Below are 2,094 nucleotides of genomic sequence, written 5' to 3'. Positions count from 1 at the left end.
ATTGGGAGTGTCCGCTCCGCTGTTGGAAAGCTCGATGGAGTTTGCCACAATCTCAATATCCCCAGCTTCCCCAAGTCCTGGATCTAGGCGGTCATTGCTTTGGAAGTTACTGACACTGATCGTTGCTGTAACAATGGAATTGTTCGGTAGAGTATTATCTCGAACAATTTGAGCTGAGCAGACCAAGGGCATCTGAGCCACTAGGTAACAGGCAATGGGCAAAGTCAGGAGTTGGTTTAAGGGTTTGTTGAAGGGTTGGTTTTGATCCGACCTAGATAGCAATGTCAATAAATCTGTGGTGACCATGAGGCTTTCCTAGAGACTGAACCATGTCGTGGGCAATAACTATCCTCTAGAATTCCCAAACCTCTAGACCAAGTAACGCTAGTGAGCGGAATTGCTAAAATCAATAAGATTCCTCATAAAAACAACTATGACTGCTATCGGGATCAAACCATCCACCTTTTTGCATCAAGGACTTCGCCTTGAGCGAACTAATAACTTAACCCTGTTCAAATTCACCGATGAGCTTGGGGAGCGGATGCAAACCCTGCTCGATAAGAAAAAAGACGATCAACTCACTCCAGACGAAACACTGGAGCTAGAAGCCATTGGCGAACTGGATGATATTTTCAGCTATATCAATGCAGTTATCATGGCTGAAGCTGCCAATGCCCATTCCTAAACAGCTCTACCAGCAGCTCAGAAAACGGGCAGTATTTCAATGTGAATATTGTCACTATCCCGAAATCCTCAGCAACGCACCCCTTTCGGTCGATCATCTTTGGCCAAAATCATTGGGGGGAACTGATCGTCTAGATAATCTTGCCTTAGCCTGCCGTCGCTGCAACGAAAGGCGCTACAACTTCACAACCGGAATTGATCCCGATACCGGAAACGAAGTTCCCTTGTTCAACCCTCGTTTACAGTCATGGTCTGATCATTTCATCTGGACAGCCGATGGTCTGCGCATTATAGGCACCAGCCCAACAGGACGAGCAACCTGCGCTCGACTAGATCTCAACGACGAGCGTCGCAGTGAAAAATTCATCGTGAAATCTCGACAACTTTGGGTCAAAGGGGGGTTACATCCTCCCCCAGAGGATCCACAGCAATCCGTGTGAGGTACCCACACCAAACCTACCGCTATAGCGTGAGTACCTCACAGGCATTGTATAACGGTTTCTAGCCTAATAAGGTACACAATATTTTTCCCCTGTTCCCAGATCCGCTGTTCCCAGATCCGCTGTTCCCTGTTCCCTTTTTTGATCAGGCCAGATGGCTGCACTACCGGCGACGACCCTTTAACACACCACCAATGCCCAACAGACCGAACCCAATTAAGCCACTGCTAGCCCCAGACTCTGGCACCTGAGCCACTCCCTGGTCAGGATTAAAGGTTGACCAATTGAAATCCGAGAAAAAACCTTGTTCTAGCACGTGGCCTAATACTTGCCCACTGCCACTGCCACCACTGCCACTGCCGCCACCACTGCCACTGCCGCCACCACCGCCACTGCTACCGCCACCGCCACCGCCACCATAGCCCCATTCGTACATGTCCATCACATCCTGGATGCGGTCTTCAGCTAGCCAGGAGCCTGCTGCTTCGTTATAGCCATTGGCGAGATACCAGTCGATCCATGAGGCATGCCAGTTAGGATCATTGAAATAGTCACCGATTTCCTCGGCTAAGGTATTCTTGGCATTGTTGAGCAAGTTATTGAGATAATGGGTCATATTGGATTGACTGGGGCGTCCATCTGAGCCGAACACAGTGGAGTTTAGATCCCAACCAATCACATCAAAGGCTTGTAAATCCAGTGCTGACATATCGGCTCTCTCTCCCCAACCTAGGGCTGGTTTCATCATGCCCAAATTATCGCCCAGACCGTCCCAGTGGCTGGCTTGATACCCATCACCTCCGAATCCTAAATTGGTATCCTTACCTTCGGAAAAGTATGCCAGAGCTGTATCACCCCCATCAATGGAAAAGAAGGCGTCGATACCATAGGCTATGTCAATCATGTCACGATCTTCGCTCCAGTCACTATAGCGGTACATATCCAGGGCAGCACTAGATCATTAGCTGGC

General features: G+C 49.1%; 4 protein-coding genes. 2 read left to right on the top strand and 2 right to left on the bottom strand.

The features are described 5' to 3' along the window. On the bottom strand, positions 1–306 hold a 306-nt coding region (locus F6K53_RS38225), incomplete at its 3' end, for a hypothetical protein (RefSeq protein WP_293084974.1). A 127-nt stretch (positions 307–433) separates the two neighbouring features. Between F6K53_RS38225 and F6K53_RS38220 the strand changes: the two genes are divergently transcribed. Then, positions 434–685 (top strand): hypothetical protein, encoded by a 252-nt coding sequence (locus F6K53_RS38220; protein ID WP_075899230.1) that lies wholly within the window; start codon positions 434–436, stop codon positions 683–685. Then, entirely contained in the window at positions 672–1,124 is a 453-nt protein-coding gene (locus F6K53_RS38215; RefSeq protein WP_293062004.1) for an HNH endonuclease, read from the top strand. The genes F6K53_RS38220 and F6K53_RS38215 overlap by 14 nt, the downstream gene beginning before the upstream one ends. Before the next feature lie 163 nt (positions 1,125–1,287). Here F6K53_RS38215 and F6K53_RS38210 read toward each other — a convergent pair whose 3' ends face one another. Then, on the bottom strand, positions 1,288–2,064 hold the full coding sequence (locus F6K53_RS38210) for an NF038122 family metalloprotease (protein WP_293084971.1): 777 nt from the start codon (positions 2,062–2,064) through the stop codon (positions 1,288–1,290). Positions 2,065–2,094 lie beyond the last annotated feature (30 nt).

This window comes from Moorena sp. SIO4A1, from assembly GCF_010672065.1.
GTDB lineage: Bacteria > Cyanobacteriota > Cyanobacteriia > Cyanobacteriales > Coleofasciculaceae > Moorena.
The sequence above is the reverse complement of the archived record's forward strand: the minus strand, read 5'-3'. Positions and strand labels throughout refer to the sequence as shown.

What these genes read in the sequence shown, in the direction of transcription:
- F6K53_RS38215 (WP_293062004.1), top strand. Translation starts at nt 672, where the DNA reads ATGCCCATTCCTAAACAGCTCTACCAGCAGCTCAGAAAACGGGCAGTA.
- F6K53_RS38220 (WP_075899230.1), top strand. Translation starts at nt 434, where the DNA reads ATGACTGCTATCGGGATCAAACCATCCACCTTTTTGCATCAAGGACTT.
- F6K53_RS38210 (WP_293084971.1), bottom strand. Translation starts at nt 2,064, where the DNA reads ATGTACCGCTATAGTGACTGGAGCGAAGATCGTGACATGATTGACATA.